Annotated in this window: 13 protein-coding genes; 4 read left to right on the top strand and 9 right to left on the bottom strand. The window is 41.0% G+C overall.

The features are described 5' to 3' along the window. Positions 1-874: 874 nt before the first annotated feature. Positions 875-1,534 (bottom strand): YkyA family protein, encoded by a 660-nt coding sequence (locus tag V6B33_RS08505; protein ID WP_334217325.1) that lies wholly within the window; start codon positions 1,532-1,534, stop codon positions 875-877. Between the two features lie 306 nt (positions 1,535-1,840). On the opposite strand from V6B33_RS08505, the gene def reads away from it, so the two are divergent. Beyond that, positions 1,841-2,395, top strand: coding sequence for a peptide deformylase (def, locus tag V6B33_RS08500; RefSeq protein ID WP_334217324.1), 555 nt, complete (start codon positions 1,841-1,843; stop codon positions 2,393-2,395). A gap of 79 nt (positions 2,396-2,474) precedes the next feature. Here def and V6B33_RS08495 read toward each other — a convergent pair whose 3' ends face one another. Next, positions 2,475-3,245, bottom strand: coding sequence for a Cof-type HAD-IIB family hydrolase (locus tag V6B33_RS08495; protein WP_334217323.1), 771 nt, complete (start codon positions 3,243-3,245; stop codon positions 2,475-2,477). A 679-nt stretch (positions 3,246-3,924) separates the two neighbouring features. Here V6B33_RS08495 and V6B33_RS08490 point away from each other — a divergent pair. Together V6B33_RS08490 and rnjA are read left to right on the top strand one after the other, a co-directional pair. Beyond that, complete coding sequence (locus V6B33_RS08490) at positions 3,925-4,131, top strand: DNA-dependent RNA polymerase subunit epsilon (RefSeq protein ID WP_334217322.1); 207 nt, start codon at positions 3,925-3,927, stop codon at positions 4,129-4,131. Between the two features lie 4 nt (positions 4,132-4,135). Then, positions 4,136-5,803 carry a ribonuclease J1 gene (rnjA, locus tag V6B33_RS08485; RefSeq protein ID WP_334217321.1) on the top strand — a complete coding sequence of 556 codons (1,668 nt, stop codon included), beginning with the start codon at positions 4,136-4,138 and terminating at the stop codon, positions 5,801-5,803. A 50-nt stretch (positions 5,804-5,853) separates the two neighbouring features. Here the strand turns inward: rnjA and V6B33_RS08480 are convergent, their stop codons facing one another. The 7 genes from V6B33_RS08480 to V6B33_RS08450 all read right to left on the bottom strand — a co-directional run bounded on the left by V6B33_RS08480 (position 5,854) and on the right by V6B33_RS08450 (position 14,193). After that, the gene (locus V6B33_RS08480) at positions 5,854-6,516 is read right to left on the bottom strand and encodes a potassium channel family protein (protein WP_334217320.1); all 663 of its coding nucleotides are present in this window, start codon (positions 6,514-6,516) and stop codon (positions 5,854-5,856) included. Between the two features lie 156 nt (positions 6,517-6,672). After that, positions 6,673-7,686: a cytochrome d ubiquinol oxidase subunit II gene (locus V6B33_RS08475; protein WP_334217319.1), complete on the bottom strand. Its 1,014-nt coding sequence runs from the start codon at positions 7,684-7,686 to the stop codon at positions 6,673-6,675. 77 nt (positions 7,687-7,763) lie between these two features. Then, positions 7,764-9,101 (bottom strand): cytochrome ubiquinol oxidase subunit I, encoded by a 1,338-nt coding sequence (locus V6B33_RS08470; protein WP_334217318.1) that lies wholly within the window; start codon positions 9,099-9,101, stop codon positions 7,764-7,766. Positions 9,102-9,298: 197 nt separating this feature from the next. Beyond that, positions 9,299-11,122 carry an ABC transporter ATP-binding protein gene (locus V6B33_RS08465; RefSeq protein ID WP_334217317.1) on the bottom strand — a complete coding sequence of 608 codons (1,824 nt, stop codon included), beginning with the start codon at positions 11,120-11,122 and terminating at the stop codon, positions 9,299-9,301. 9 nt (positions 11,123-11,131) lie between these two features. Then, a complete protein-coding gene (locus V6B33_RS08460) occupies positions 11,132-12,886 on the bottom strand; it encodes an ABC transporter ATP-binding protein (RefSeq protein ID WP_334217316.1) in 1,755 nt (584 codons plus the stop codon). Positions 12,887-13,086: 200 nt separating this feature from the next. Beyond that, positions 13,087-13,542: a TlpA family protein disulfide reductase gene (locus V6B33_RS08455; protein WP_334217315.1), complete on the bottom strand. Its 456-nt coding sequence runs from the start codon at positions 13,540-13,542 to the stop codon at positions 13,087-13,089. A gap of 108 nt (positions 13,543-13,650) precedes the next feature. Next, positions 13,651-14,193, bottom strand: a complete 543-nt coding sequence (locus V6B33_RS08450) for a peroxiredoxin (RefSeq protein WP_334217314.1) — start codon at positions 14,191-14,193, stop codon at positions 13,651-13,653. A gap of 359 nt (positions 14,194-14,552) precedes the next feature. Here V6B33_RS08450 and V6B33_RS08445 point away from each other — a divergent pair, with 359 nt between their 5' ends. Next, positions 14,553-15,422, top strand: a complete 870-nt coding sequence (locus tag V6B33_RS08445) for a mechanosensitive ion channel family protein (protein ID WP_334217313.1) — start codon at positions 14,553-14,555, stop codon at positions 15,420-15,422. Positions 15,423-15,453: the final 31 nt, after the last annotated feature.

Below are 15,453 nucleotides of genomic sequence, written 5' to 3'. Positions count from 1 at the left end.
TACCTTTCATAGTTTACAATAAAAAAAAACGTCTCGTCAACGACAAAGTATTATAATTTCAAGATATTTCTTCTTTTACAATTGTGTTTGAAATCGCCTGAAATATATCTGTATCAATTAGCCATGAACAACTGTTATATATAAACCAATCAATCATGACAATCTGTTATAGAGTAATCTTTATTTTTTGCATCTTAATAAAATATAGATTCAAGTCATACAGAAATCTTTATTTTCCTAAGGTACAAACTCTATAAACGTCCAGCTTTTGGATTAAAGCGTAAAAAAAAAGAGGCTGGGACAATAAATAACTCTCTAAAGGCGAACATTATCAGTGTTGGCCCTGAATATCGCTAATGATTTCAGTGCAAGACTTCGCTTTCCGCGGGTAGTCAGTGAGCCTCCTCGCTGCGTTCGCTCCTGCGGGTTAGAAAACCGGAGGGGCTTTGCTCAGAGGCGTGAGGCATAAGGCGAATTGGCCAAGAAGGCATTCTTTGCCTTCTTGGACGAGTTGACTTATGAAATGTGCCTCTAAGCCCCGGGGCTGGATAATTAGAAAAGCGGAGGCGGCTTGCTCAGAGGCGACAAGCATAAGACGAGCAAGCCGGAAAGGCGCTTTTTGTCTTTTTGGCTTGATTGACTTATGACCTCGAGCCTCTAGCCGCCGGAGCTGGACAGGTCTCACATAAGCTACTTCTCCCTCAGGAGTCTTCGTCTTTCACTCCAATCAACCGCTCGAACAAACTATATACTAAATGACGATTTGAATAAAGCTGATAAAAAAACCAAACTAATTTGAACTTAGAGTTCAAATTAGTTTGGTTTTTATTCAGACTAAAACACTTTTGTCTCAGCCTCTTCTTCTTGTATTTTCTTATTCTTTATCTTCAGTTTCTATTCCGGCGTTGGAATAAAAGCCTTGTTTAAGTTCGTTGAATTGTTCAGTTCTGGTATTGTATTCCTTGTTAAGTGTAATTGTTTTTTCATACGCTTCATTGATGGAGGTAATCTGTTCTTCTAATTCTTCCATCGTCAATTCTTTCTTTTTAAACAATTCATAGAGTTCCTTATCCAGTGAAAGTGCATCCAAGTATGAGTTGGTCAATTCCTCATGGATCTGGTAACGATCTTTCATTGTCTTTTCCAATTTTCCGGCTTCATCTTTTAGCTTTTCATCTTCTAACTTTGAAATATAATCGTCCAAATCAGAGAACTTTTCTTTTGCTTCCTTCATGGCTTTACGCTCTTTTTCGATATATTCCTTCCGTTCTGAAATATTTTTGAGAGCATCATCAGAAAGCTTTACGATTTTATTGAATTCTTTCATTCCAAGATTCATGATCTTGCCATAGATTTCTTTTTCTTTTTCTTCCAGGCCTTGGAGAGGTTTCTGTACCTCGACATAATTTTTTTCCTTGGCAACTGTTTCTTCAAGTACCTTATAGATATTTTCCTGGGGCGAATTCCCCCCTACGCATCCCATAAGAACAAAGACAGCCACTGCTAAAACGAAAGCAAAACGAAATTTCAACACAACTTGATCCCCCTTAACTATATACCATCTTCTACTATATCTTCGGCTACAACATTTGACAATAGGGATTTACAACTGTGGAAAATATTGTCGATTAGACTATTTTCCTATAACCATAAATATGTACAAGGACAGTAAAGTATTCCTCCATCCGAAAGCGGTGTTGTTAACTTTTCATTAAGAAAATGCTAGACTTATTTTATACATATTGGTATATCTTATTAGAAGTAAATACATATATTCTTAATTAGAACGAACACTGTCAAAAATAAACAGTGCCGCTGATTGTTGTAAGGAGGAAAAATTATGATCACGATGAAAGACATCATCCGCGAAGGACACCCTGCACTTCGTCAAGTGGCAGAAGAAGTACCCATGCCGCCTTCAGATGAAGATAAGGAAATACTAAAGAGCCTGCTGGAATATGTGGTTAACAGCCAGAACCCTGAAACTGCAGCGGAATACGGACTTAGACCAGGTATAGGCCTTGCAGCACCCCAAATAAATGTCTCCAGGAAAATGCTGGCTGTAAACGTGATAGATGAGAAAGGAACTCTATACAGCCACGCTTTATTCAACCCTAAGATCATCAGCCATTCAGTAGAAAAAGCTTATTTGACTGCAGGTGAAGGATGTTTATCCGTGGATAGGCAAGTACCAGGTTTCGTTCCCCGCTATGCGCGCGTAACGGTAAAAGGCAGGAATATCGATGGTGAAGAAGTGAAACTCAGATTAAAAGGGCTTGCCGCTATCGTATTTCAGCATGAGATCGACCACTTGAACGGCATTATGTTTTATGATCATATTAATCAAGAGAATCCATTTGAACCGATCCCCGGTGCTTTAGCCATTGAACGTTAGTACAGGAAGTAAATGAATCCCGCAATCAAAAGGACGCATCCACCTAAAAGTGAATGCGTCCTTTGATTGGAACAAATAATTAGATTAATTGAAGCTCTTTCAGACCGTAATAGATCCCGTCTTCATCAACAGGTTTTGTAATCATGTCAGCGTGTTTCTGCACTTCACCGACTGCATTGCCCATCGCAACCCCGGTTCCGACGGATTGAAGCATTTCAATATCATTCAAACCATCTCCAAAAGCGTACACATCTTCCATACTAAAGCCTAAACGATCAATCATCTTTTTGATCCCTTCAGCCTTTGAGCCGCCGCCCGGAAGGATATCCATCGAATATTGATGCCAGCGGATGAAAGTGAACTCCTTGTATTTTTCCCTATAGAAATCTTCCTCATCTGCCGTGCAGAACAGCAGAGACTGGTATATTTCATGGTCTTTATAGAAATCCGGGGAGTATCCTGGATGGGGGAACTTCAAACTGCCCATACTTGCTTCGATATAGTCGTGATGCTTATGGTTGGCTTTCATCGTCTCATGATTGAGGTGAACTACAGGATGTTCATGTCTGCTGCTGTCCGCCAGAAGTTCTTCAAGTTTTTCCTCATTAAGAGGATTCGTGTAAATGACCTGGTTCTCAAAGACGACATATTGACCGTTAAAAGAGACAAACGATTCGACACCAAGCTCTTCTCTTAATCCCTCATACATAAAAGGAGCTCTCCCAGTTGCAATGGCAACATATGTCCCATTAGCCTGCAGCATCTTAATTGCTTCTTTTGTTGCATCAGGCAGTTTTTTATCATGATCCAGCAAAGTCCCATCTATATCAAAAAAGACTATTTTCTTCATAGCTGATCTCCTTTTACAATTCTTTTAAAAATTTCTGAATGATTCGTTTTATAACGTAAACCTTTCAATTTCAATTGTCAAACAGGCTGACTTCATACCCTTTTACCATACTTATCCATGTAAGAGAATTTAAAAATTCCGTACACTATAAATAAGATAACCTGAGACGTTAGGATGATTGCACCTTTACTTCAAAGAGTATTCTCGGTAAACTAATGATAAGGAGTGAGCCATATGTTAAAGAAGCTAAGAAAGAAGCTTTTAAAACAATGGAAAGATATTCTCAAAAGAAAAACGATTGCTTAGACTGACTCCCTTTCACACTAGTTTTTTTGCAGAAGAGAAAGAATGTTATACGTTTTGGGACCGAAGCCATTTGTGAGCATTTTTTCGTCTCCTTTGGTTTTGGTCCTTCTTATTTAACTCAGCATTTTCAAGATGGATTCCTCGTAAAACTTTATTTACTAGAAGGAATCCTTTATAATCAAAACATACATATTCAATATTAACATTGTTGCTTACATTTTATTATTGTTTATTAATAGGATTATTCACTTAACTAATGTGGATATCATCCTTTTATTGCAGGGTGTTCCCTGCGCAAATGACTCAGTTGATAACTTTTTTATCATAGATGAAAGTTAGATTTTTTGAAAACGGATAAGGAGAGAGAAAAAACATGATTTTCAAAGTATTTTATCAAGAAAGTAAAGCTGAAGTGCCTGTTCGCGAATGCACTAACTCACTTTACTTGAAAGCAGAAACAGAACGAGAAGTACGCCAAAAACTTAAAGACAAACCTTATAACATCGAATTCGTACAGAAGCTAGAGGGCGCTTTCTTAGAGTATGAACAGAATCACCATTCTTTCGGGCTGGAGAACTGATCAGATGAAATTTGTAAAGAATGACCAGACCGCAGTATTTGCCCTTGGCGGTTTAGGTGAAATCGGAAAAAACACATACGGCGTACAATTTCAAGATGAAATCATTTTAATCGATGCGGGTATTAAATTCCCGGAAGACGAACTGCTCGGTATTGATTATGTAATCCCTGATTACACATACCTTGTGAAGAATGCGGATAAAATTAAAGGTCTTTTCGTTACACATGGTCACGAAGATCATATCGGCGGGATCCCTTACTTGCTCCGCGAATTGAACATCCCCATTTATGGAGGGAAGCTCGCTCTTGGTCTTATAAAAAATAAACTGGAAGAACACGGTTTATTGAGAAACGCCAAGCTGAATGTCATCCAGGAAGATGATGTGATCAAGTTCCGTAAAACTTCGGTCACTTTCTTCCGGACTACTCACAGTATCCCTGACTCATACGGGATTGTGGTTAAAACACCACCAGGAAATGTCGTTCATACCGGAGACTTTAAATTCGATTTCACACCTGTCGGCGAGCCCGCGAACCTTGCCAAAATGGCTGAAATCGGAAAAGAAGGAGTTCTCTGTCTGCTGTCAGACAGTACAAATGCAGAAGTTCCTAACTTTACAATGTCTGAACGTAAAGTTGGAGAAAGCATTAACGATATTTTCCGTAAAGTAGACGGACGGGTCATATTCGCGACCTTCGCTTCGAACATTCACCGTCTTCAGCAAGTAGTTGAAGCTGCTGTTTACCATAATCGTAAAGTGGCAGTTTTCGGACGCAGTATGGAAGCTGCGATTACGATCGGACAGGAATTAGGTTATATCAGTGCTCCTAAAGATACCTTTATCGAGCATAACCAAATCAATCGCCTGCCAGCGAATGAAGTTGCCATTCTTTGTACTGGTTCACAAGGTGAACCAATGGCGGCATTGTCAAGAATCGCAAATGGTACTCACCGTCAGATTCAGATACAGCCAGGAGATACAGTCGTATTCTCTTCTTCCCCTATCCCAGGGAACACGATCAGCGTAAACCGCACGATCAATCTGCTGTATCGTGCAGGCGCTGAAGTCATCCATGGACCGTTAAATGATATCCATACTTCAGGACACGGCGGACAAGAAGAAATGAAGCTGATGCTCCGATTAATGAATCCGACATTCTTCATGCCGATCCACGGTGAATTCCGGATGCAGAAGATGCATGCTCAACTGGGTGTTGATTGCGGAGTCGAAGCAGGTAACTGCTTCATCATGGACAACGGCGAAGTACTTGCATTGAGCAATGATTCTGCACAGGTGGCAGGTAAGATACCTTCTGGCAATGTGTACATCGATGGAAGCGGAATTGGAGATATCGGAAATATCGTATTGCGTGACCGCCGCATTCTATCTGAAGAAGGACTTGTCATTGTTGTCGTCAGCATTGATATGAAAGAATTCAAGATTGCTTCAGGTCCTGACCTTATTTCCAGAGGATTCGTGTATATGCGTGAATCAGGAGATCTTATCAACGAGGCTCAAAACCTGATTTCCAAACACTTAAACAAAGTTCTCGAAAGAAGGACTTCACAATGGTCCGAAATCAAGAATGAAATCACAGACACATTGGCACCATTCTTATATGAGAAAACCAAAAGACGTCCGATGATTTTACCGATCATCATGGAAGTTTAATAAAAAAGGCTGAGCGTAAATTTTAATTTACGCTCAGCCTTTCTTTCGTCTTACAGGGAAAACAGCTTCTTTTCAAAACGATTAATGTCTGTATCCGCACCAATGACGATCAGGATATCCCCCACTCTTATTTGTTCGTCTGCTTGAGGAGAAACGATAATATCCCGGTCCCTTTTAATGGCTACAATATTAATTCCATACTTAGCACGGATATCAAGATCAATTAACGTATTCCCGACTAACTGATCATTTGCTACAATTTCCATGATTGAGTGTTCATCAGAAAGTTCAAGGTAGTCCAGTACGTTATTAGATACGATATTATGAGCAATCCTCCGTCCCATATCCCGTTCTGGATGTACGACCTGGTTTGCCCCGATTTTCCTCAATACTTTCTCATGGTAATCATTCTGCGCTTTGACAGTTATCTTTTTCACACCTATTTCCTTCAGCATGAGCGTTGTCAGAACACTTGATTGAATATCGTCCCCAATCGCCACAATCACGTGATCGAAGTTTCTTATACCAAGGCTCTTTAAAACGGATTCATCAGTCGAATCGGCCACAACTGCATGAGATGCAATCGATGAGAATTCATTCACTTTGTCTTCATCCTGGTCGATTGCCATCACTTCCATCCCCTGTTCAGCCAAAGATCGCACGATGCTTCCGCCGAACCGTCCCAATCCTATCACTACAAATTCTTTTTTCACGATACATTCCCCCAAATCTCCCAATGACATTATAATCTATATTTTAGCATGAAGTTCTGAATTATATAGTTATATGAGATGAAAAAGCGAAAATTAAGTCTAACCGAAAGAACCGTTTTCCACGGGTCACAAGTCATTTCGCTGACAGTAAAAGATCTATTTCTTTCCTTTAACGTATTCTGCATCAAATAAGAACAGTCTCATCAGCAGGATCAATGACGGTATCAATAACAACAGGCCCGCGATAAAGGCAATGACAAGAGCCATCCCCATTGCAGGGTTGGTTACACTCGATTCAATCGTAATGAACGGCTTCAAAATATAAGGTAAATGGGAAGCACCGTACCCAAAGAAAGCAAAGAAGAACTGCAGCATGACGAAAACAAAAGCAGTACCGAATTTCTTCCGTTTGTAAATCAGATATATTGCTGCAAAAAAACTGACTAATGATAGGCCGAACATCCACCAGATATCAAGCGCATTCATGAAATGTTCATTATTATGCTCCATTAGTCCGACAAATACCAATAAACTCGCTATAATCGCAGGAGGGCTCCAAAACAGTGAAAATTTCCTCAACACTTCTCTCGAATCCATATCTCCGGCACGGTCTGCATAATACGTCAAAAACGCAGCACTTATAAACAAGACTGACACAATGGACAGAACAACTACGCTCCAGGAATAAGGACTTGTAAACAATTCACCTGCCAAAAATTTAACAGTGCCGTCGGTGACTTCGAGAAATCCTCCTTCAGAAATCGTCATGGCTGTTGATAACGAAGCGGGAATCAACAACCCTGTCGCTCCATAAAGAAATAGATATACAATATTCTCTTTTGAGCCGTAATTATTGAATGCATAGAAACTCCCTCGGATTGCGAGCAATATAATGGCTAAACTCCCCGGTATCAACAGGGCTGTTCCATAATAGTATGCGGCATCGGGGAAAAATCCGACCAACCCCACGAAAAAGAAAACAAAAAAGACATTAGTCACTTCCCATACAGGTGACAAATATCGGCTGATCAAGACATTCAGCGTATGCTCTTTATTCTTCAACCTTCCATAAAAGGCAAAGAATCCGGCACCGAAATCGATGGACGCCACAATTAGATAACCATAAAGGAAAACCCACAACACAGTGATCCCCAAAATTTCCAGACTCATAGCCATTCCTCCCTCATTAATCTTTCTTTAAAGCTGAGAGCCCCTCTTTAAAACTTTTCGTAAAAAGGCTCACCAGATTATTCGGTGCGATTTGGAAACCGTTGTTCCAATTCAGCTTCAGCCGGTTTATTCTTAAACATCTTGATCAGTACAATCACACATAAAACTCCTAACAGAATGTATAAGGCGACAAACATCATAAACGTCAGACCGACTCCATCAGCTTTGGTCGCCGCATCCGCGACCTTCATATATCCTCTGAGAATCCATGGTTGGCGCCCTACTTCTGCATATATCCATCCGAACTCGATTGCTAGCATGGCCAGCGGGCCGCTTGCCACGATTCCCCATAAAAGAGGTTTATTCCACTCATTCCCTTTCTTCCATCTCCAGCACAAGATGAACAATGCTGAAATGAACATACTGTAAAATCCGATTGATACCATCAGATCAAATAAATAGTGAATCCACAATGGAGGTCTCTCATCCTCTGGAGTCTCATTCAAACCAATCACTTCAGTATCAAACGAACTCCCGGCTAAAAAGCTGAGGAACCCGGGAATCCTTATCTCATTGTGTACTTCATTGTTGTCATCCAGCGTACCGAACACAATAAGATCGGCATTCTTCTCCGTTTCAAAATGCCACTCAGCTGCAGCCAATTTCTCAGGCTGGTATTCAGCAAGGAACTTGGCCGACAAATCGCCTGCCAAAGCTGTTGCAAACGCAAATATAAGAGCCGAGACCATCGTTAACCGCAGGGCCTTGCGATGATATTCGCTTCCCTTCTTCTTTAAAATCGCAAAAGCGGTGATACCCGCCAGGATTAAAGCAGACGTTAAATAAGCAGTTGTCAATACGTGTAACACCTTCGTAGGTGTCGCCGGATTCAGCATCGCTGCAATCGGATCAATATTGATAGCTTTCCCGTCACTCAGCTCAAAGCCTTGAGGCGTATTCATAAAGGCATTCACAGTCGTAATGAATAGTGCTGAAGCCGAAGACCCGATCATGACAGGAATCGTCAATAACCAATGAATCCACTTATTCTTAAAGCGGTCCCACGTATATAAATAGATTCCAAGAAAGATAGCTTCAAAGAAAAACGCAAATGTTTCCATAAAAAGTGGCAGCGCTATAACCTGCCCGGCTACCTGCATGAATGCCGGCCACAACATGGAAAGTTGAAGCCCGATCGCCGTACCCGTAACTACCCCTACAGCGACAGTGATCGTAAACCCTCTCGCCCATCTTCTCGCCAACAAAATATAATGAGGATCATTGCGTTTGATCCCCACAAACTCAGCAATCGAAATCATAATCGGCACACCTACACCAATCGTCGCAAAAATAATATGAAACGCGAGGGTTGTGGATGTCAGCATTCTACTTAATATTACACTATCTAGTTCCATTCGCTTTTCCCCCTACCAATTATTAGCCAATAGTTACTGTATATCACTCCATGGCTATTATAAAACCTATTTAACAGATTGTGAAGTATTGAACATGAATATTTTGTGACGTTTTTCACAAACTTTGGTTTGGGTATCTTTTTGAAATAAAAATAAAACCCCGCACCAAAAGTGCAGGGTCCCTTTATCAAATCAAATCACATTGCATCCAGCATCTTAAACTGCGACTTCACAAGTTCATAGTAATGTCCCTCTTGGTCCATCAGTTCATCATGATTACCTGATTCTTTGATGTTTCCGTTCTCCAATACGAAGATATTATCTGATTCACGTATGGTGGACAAACGGTGGGCAATGATGATAGCTGTTCTTCCGGATAGCAGTTTTTTCAATGCATTTTGTATTTTGACTTCTGTTTCTGTGTCGATGGAAGCCGTGGCTTCATCCAGAATGATGATGCGCGGATTGGCAAGCAGCGCGCGCGCGAAGGAAAGTAGTTGTCTTTCCCCAACGGATAAGACATTCCCTCTTTCTTCGACCTCGGTTTCGTACCCGCTCGAAAGTTTTTCAATAAATTCGTTTGCTCCAATGGCTTCGGCTGCTTTACGTACTTCTTCATCTGAAGCATCAGGGCGTCCGAATCGGATGTTATCTTTTATCGTTCCGGAGAAAATGAAGGTATCCTGCAGTACGATGCTGATTTGACTTCTCAAGCTGGTGACTGTTACGTCACGCAAATCGACACCGTCAATCTTCACCTCGCCATTTGTCGGATCGTAGAAACGGCTGATTAAGTTCGCAATCGTCGTTTTTCCTGAGCCCGTGTGGCCAACCAGGGCAACGGTCTGCCCCGCTTTCATTTCCAGTTTGATGTTCTGCAGTGCTTTTCTCTTATCATCGTAGGAAAATTCAACATTTTCAAATTGAATTCTTCCCTTGATATCGTTCAACTCGATAGCATCACGCTTTTCGTTGACAATCGGCTGTTCATCAAGAAATTCAAAGATACGCTCTGAAGAAGCCATACCGATCAGCAGTTGATTATAAACTTGACCGAGTCTCGAAATCGGTTCCCAGAACATGCCGAGATAGAAGGCGAAGGAGACAAATTCCCCGAGCTCCAGAGATCCTCCTTGGATGAGGTGAGCACCATACCAGATCAAGACTGCTGTACCGACTGCATTAGTCAGCTCCACAAGCGGTCTGAACATGGCATTTTTCTTTGTAGCGGTTTTCCAGCTGTCGAAGGTTTCGGTATTTACGCCATCGAAAAAAGCCATATTTTCTTTTTCCTGGGTAAACGATTGAGTCACGCGAATACCCTGTATGCTCTCATTCAAGTGAGAATTGAGTTTTGCCTGCTTTATCCGTACATCCTGCCAGGATCTGCGAATATTTTTCCTCAGGCTCGTTGAGATAAAGAACATGATCGGCAGAATGACCATAACAGCCAGCGTAAGTTCCGGACTCAATGTGAATAAGATGACAATGATCCCGGCCAGAAGAATGATGTCCATCAGCAGGTTAATGACACCATTGGTGAATAGTTCCTGAAGGGAGTTGATATCATTCATGATCCGGACAAGAATCGAACCGGCTGAGCGCTGGTCGAAGAAGCGATGAGAGAGCCACTGAACATGACTGAATAAATGCTTCCGCAAATCATAAATGACTCCCTGCCCCAACTGGTTCATCCAGCGTATCCGAAGTACGTTGGCTATATAATTAATGACGTAGAGTCCTGCGATAATGCCCACCAGTGTAAACAGCAGGGTTCCATCTTTCTGTCGAATCGCTTTGTCAAGCGTATAGACCCCGATCAAAATAGGGATAATCAGCCGAATGGCGGTTGTGATTAGTACGGTTATAATCGAAAGGGGGAGCAGTTTTTTTGAATATGGCTTTAAATAGGTTAGTAAACGCCATAGCTGTTCCCAGTTAAAAGGCTTGTCGATCACCTGATCGGTTGAATAGTGAAACCTGCTTAAGACATTCTTATTTACTTTAGAGTTCTTGCTCAATCCCCTCACCTACCTTCCTTGTGCTTGGAGTATTTTTTTTTGATCTTTGTATTGAATATCGTATATTCGCTGATAAGGTCCATTATTTTTGAGAAGGAAGTCATGGACACCTCGCTCAACAATTTTTCCGTTTTCGAGAACGAGAATCTCGTCAGCATGTTTTAATGAAGAGATTCGATGTGCAATGATAAATGTCGTCCGGTCAGACATTACATTCTTAAGGGCTTTCTGGATTCTGAATTCTGTTTCCATATCAACGGCGCTTGTAGCATCGTCGAGGATCAGGATTGACGGATCGGTACAAAGGGCACGCGCAATCGCTATACGCTGCTTCTGTCCTCCTGAAAGTCCCAGTCCCCTCTCGCCCAGCTTCGTATCATACCCGTCAGGCAGCTCGGAAATAAACTCATGTGCCTGCGCCATCTTGGCCGCTTCAATGATCTCATCCATTGCTGCTTCAGGACGTCCGTAAGAGATATTGGCTTTGATTGTAGAAGAAAACAGGAATGATTCTTGGAGAACGACCCCGATATTCTTGCGAAGGGATTTTAATGAATAATCATTTATCTTTTTGCCGTCGATAAGAATCTCACCTTGGGTTGGTTCGTAGAAACGTGTCATCAACTGAGTGATGCTCGTTTTACCAGAACCTGTACCTCCGATCAGACCAATGATCTTTCCGCTTTCTGCTTTGAATGATATTTCTTCCAATGCTGCTTCATCTTGCTCCGTGTAGTTAAGAGATACGTGTTGAAATACTACTTCCCCTTTCATTCGTTCTACTTGAAGGACTTCCTCATGATCTTTGATTTTTTCATCAACTTCGAGTATCTCTATCAATCGTTCTCCTGAAGCTTTCGATTGGGAAAATAAATTGATGGTGAATCCCAGGTTCATGATCGGCCAGATGATATACCAGACCAGACTGTAGAACGCGACCAGTTCACCCGGCTGAAGATTCCCATTCATGACCAGGTAACCTCCGTATGCCAGGAGGGTGACAACACTGATATTTCCCAGGAACTCCATTAAAGGGAAGTACTTCGCCCAGATGTCTGATGTGAAAAGGTACTTATCCTTATAGTCCCCATTGGAATTGTTGAATTTGCTGATTTGGAACTCTTCACGTGATAAAGATTTAACTGTATTGATTCCGCTGATATTCTCCTGCACATTCGTATTCAACTTTCCGAATGATTTACGGATGCCCCTGAATGCAGGGTGGACGGCCTTATCAAACTTAAAGACGGCAACCGCCAGGAACGGCAGGGAAAACAGTGTCACAAAAGTTAATGAAGGTGAATAGTAAAACATGACGCCAAAACTGACGGTAATTAATAAGAAGAAACGTAAAAGTTCCGTAAAACCGAATGACAAGAAAAAGCGGAATGCTTCAACGTCGGCTGTCAATCTTGACATAAGATCCCCTGTCTTCGCGTTATCGTAATAACTGAATGGCAGGAACTGCAACTTTTCATACAACTCGTTTCGGAGTCTGTATACGGATGTGATACCGAACAGATCGCCGAAATACTGCTGAATGAATGTTGTAATCCCTTTGAGTATCATGATGCCTACAAATCCGAAAGCCAGATACGGGATCCATGCGTAGTTACCTTTCAGTATGACATCATCAATCGTTTTTTGAAGAATGATAGGGTACACAACAGTGATACCGGTTACAAATAAAAGAAAAAACATTGAAATGAAAAAATAGTTCTTATAGGGCCAATAATAGGCTTTTAATTTTTTGAATGTTTCCATAATTTTTCTCCCTTCCCTTGTTGCATAAAAAACGACGTATTATTAAATATATCGGGTTTCGAAATATTTATCTACCTTTTTTTAGAATTTTTTATTTTTTTATGAATTGTTTTTACATTTTATGTCCATCCCTATTTTAAGAGGAAACCATTAAAAAAAGATCGGTCATTGGACCGATCCTTTCTGCATAATTTGAAGGGTTATTCACTATTCTCCATTTCATCAAGAACTCTGTTGACGCGCTTTTCAAGCATCTTCATTCCGCTTCCGCCTGCTTGGAAATGACGAAGGTTCCCTTCTTTGTCGAATACATAATAGGCAGGTACATATTGATTCTCGAAAGCATCTGTTAGCTTATGCTCACTGTCTACAAAGATAGGCTGTGAAATGTCATGTTCGCCTGCAATCTTTTTGATATCTTCCAGGTTCAAGTCATCTTCTGAACGGGGCATATGAACAGCCAAAACATTCAGCTTGTCGTTATATTTATCCCGGAACTCATTGACTTGTGGCATGGCTTCCTTACAAAGATGGCAGCTTACAGACCAGAAATGAATAAGAGTAGGCTTTTCACCGATCAGATCCTGTTTGGATACTTCACCATTTAACCACTCAGTCGCACCGTTCAGTTCCGGCATTGGTTCACGAAGTTTCATGATTAAACCTCCAGTATTTTAATGTAATGTCGTTCAGAAATAGTCAGTTGATTCATCAGGATAAGGAAAAGGCCTAACAAACAGTTAGGCCTTTATTCATTTGGAAATTTATAAAGTTTTTTGACCTGGTTTCCAGTTAGCCGGGCAAAGTCCGCCTGTTTGAAGAGCTTGAAGAACACGTAAGGTTTCTTCGACGTCACGGCCAATGTTGTTATGGAATACTACTTGATATTGAAGTTCGCCTTCAGGGTTGATGATGTATAGTCCACGAAGAGCTACACCTTCATCTTCAATTAATACCCCGTATTCGCTGGATACACTGTGGTTAGTATCTGCAGCTAGCGGATATCTTAGCTCACCAAGACCGTTTTCTTTACGGTCAGTGTTGATCCAAGCCAAATGTGTATGGATAGTGTCTGTAGAAACACCGATTACTTCTGCATCTAAATCTTCGAACTCATCGTAACGATCTGACATTGCTGTAATTTCAGTTGGACAAACGAAAGTGAAATCCATCGGGTAGAAGAACAATACTGTCCATTTACCATTTTTCATATTCTCTTCCAATGAAACCTTGCCAAATTCTTTGTTTGGCATTACTGCGTCCATTTCAAAACGTGGAGCTTGTTTACCTACCATGCGTTCTGCCATTGATAAATCCCTCCAAAGAGTGTTTATATATTATTGAGAAAGGTACATGTCTGGCATGTCCTTCCTGGCTCACAAATGTCATTATAAAGGATTAGTTATTTCAGGTCAATATTAGCTTATAATAATTTTTAAATTGAAATAATTATTATTTAAAAATTATGTCCCTTATTGTTTTTCCCTTTAATAAAGAAGTTTACTCTCCACATTTGATAAATTAATAATTCTTTTCATCTTATTTTAGTTTATCATTTCTCAACTGGGGAATAAAACAATATGCTTTCTGGGTGTCCTCTTTGACTTACCCCTTATGGCAATGTATATACTATAAAGGTTCATTACTTTTTAGGGAGGATGTTTGGATGGAATACATAGTAGGACTGAACGTATTGGGTGATAAAATTGCCAATTTTAATTGGGGCGGCTTGCTTGTTACCCTCGGTATAGGCGCATTACAGATAGTAGCGATCTGGATTGTCTTTATAATAGTAAAAGGTGCAGCCAACAAAGTTCTTGAACGAATTTTTGATAAGTACAGTAAAAGAAATGATGTTTCAGCTGGAAGGGCTCAAACACTGCAAAGCCTTAGTAAGAATATTGTCGGGTATGTCCTGATTTTTATCTTTTTCGTTACGATTTTACAGATTTTCGGCATTCAGGTAACAGCCATTCTGGCAGGTGCAGGAATCGTCGGCCTTGCAGTTGGTTTTGGTGCTCAAGGTCTTGTCAGTGATGTAGTGACAGGGTTTTTCATTCTGCTGGAAAAACAGGTGGATGTCGGTGATTATGTGTCTACCGGAAATTTCTCGGGGATTGTAGAAGAGGTTGGCCTTCGAACTACTCATATTCGCGGATTCGACGGTACGCTTCACTATGTACCGAATAGAGAAATTACAAGCGTAAGCAATCACTCAAGAGGAAATATGCGTGCGCTGGTAGACATCGGAATCTCCTATGATGATGATGTTGATAAAGCCATCGTCGTTCTTCAACAGGTGTGCGACCGTATGGCTCAGGAAGATGAGAACATCATCGAAGGTCCCAATGTGATCGGGGTACAGACCCTCGGTGCATCTGACGTGGTTCTGCGCATCATCGGCAAGACAAAGAATATGGAACAGTGGGGAATTGAAAGGAAACTTCGGAAAGCTATGAAAGAAGCTCTCGATCAAAACGGGATTGAAATTCCATATCCTCACCAAGTGTATATCGAGAAAAAAGAAGGACAGTAAATGATATAAAAATGACCGGCTTCACAACAAT

It is taken from the genome of Mangrovibacillus sp. Mu-81, assembly GCF_036867415.1.
In the GTDB taxonomy this organism is placed as follows: Bacteria; Bacillota; Bacilli; order Bacillales; family Bacillaceae_B; genus Rossellomorea.
This window is presented reverse-complemented; position numbering and strand designations above follow the sequence as displayed.

Coding starts and splice junctions, on each gene's coding strand:
- def (WP_334217324.1), top strand. CDS start 1,841: ATGATCACGATGAAAGACATCATCCGCGAAGGACACCCTGCACTTCGT.
- V6B33_RS08495 (WP_334217323.1), bottom strand. CDS start 3,245: ATGAAGAAAATAGTCTTTTTTGATATAGATGGGACTTTGCTGGATCAT.
- V6B33_RS08490 (WP_334217322.1), top strand. CDS start 3,925: ATGATTTTCAAAGTATTTTATCAAGAAAGTAAAGCTGAAGTGCCTGTT.
- rnjA (WP_334217321.1), top strand. CDS start 4,136: ATGAAATTTGTAAAGAATGACCAGACCGCAGTATTTGCCCTTGGCGGT.
- V6B33_RS08475 (WP_334217319.1), bottom strand. CDS start 7,686: ATGAGTCTGGAAATTTTGGGGATCACTGTGTTGTGGGTTTTCCTTTAT.
- V6B33_RS08470 (WP_334217318.1), bottom strand. CDS start 9,101: ATGGAACTAGATAGTGTAATATTAAGTAGAATGCTGACATCCACAACC.
- V6B33_RS08460 (WP_334217316.1), bottom strand. CDS start 12,886: ATGGAAACATTCAAAAAATTAAAAGCCTATTATTGGCCCTATAAGAAC.
- V6B33_RS08455 (WP_334217315.1), bottom strand. CDS start 13,542: ATGAAACTTCGTGAACCAATGCCGGAACTGAACGGTGCGACTGAGTGG.
- V6B33_RS08450 (WP_334217314.1), bottom strand. CDS start 14,193: ATGGCAGAACGCATGGTAGGTAAACAAGCTCCACGTTTTGAAATGGAC.
- V6B33_RS08445 (WP_334217313.1), top strand. CDS start 14,553: ATGGAATACATAGTAGGACTGAACGTATTGGGTGATAAAATTGCCAAT.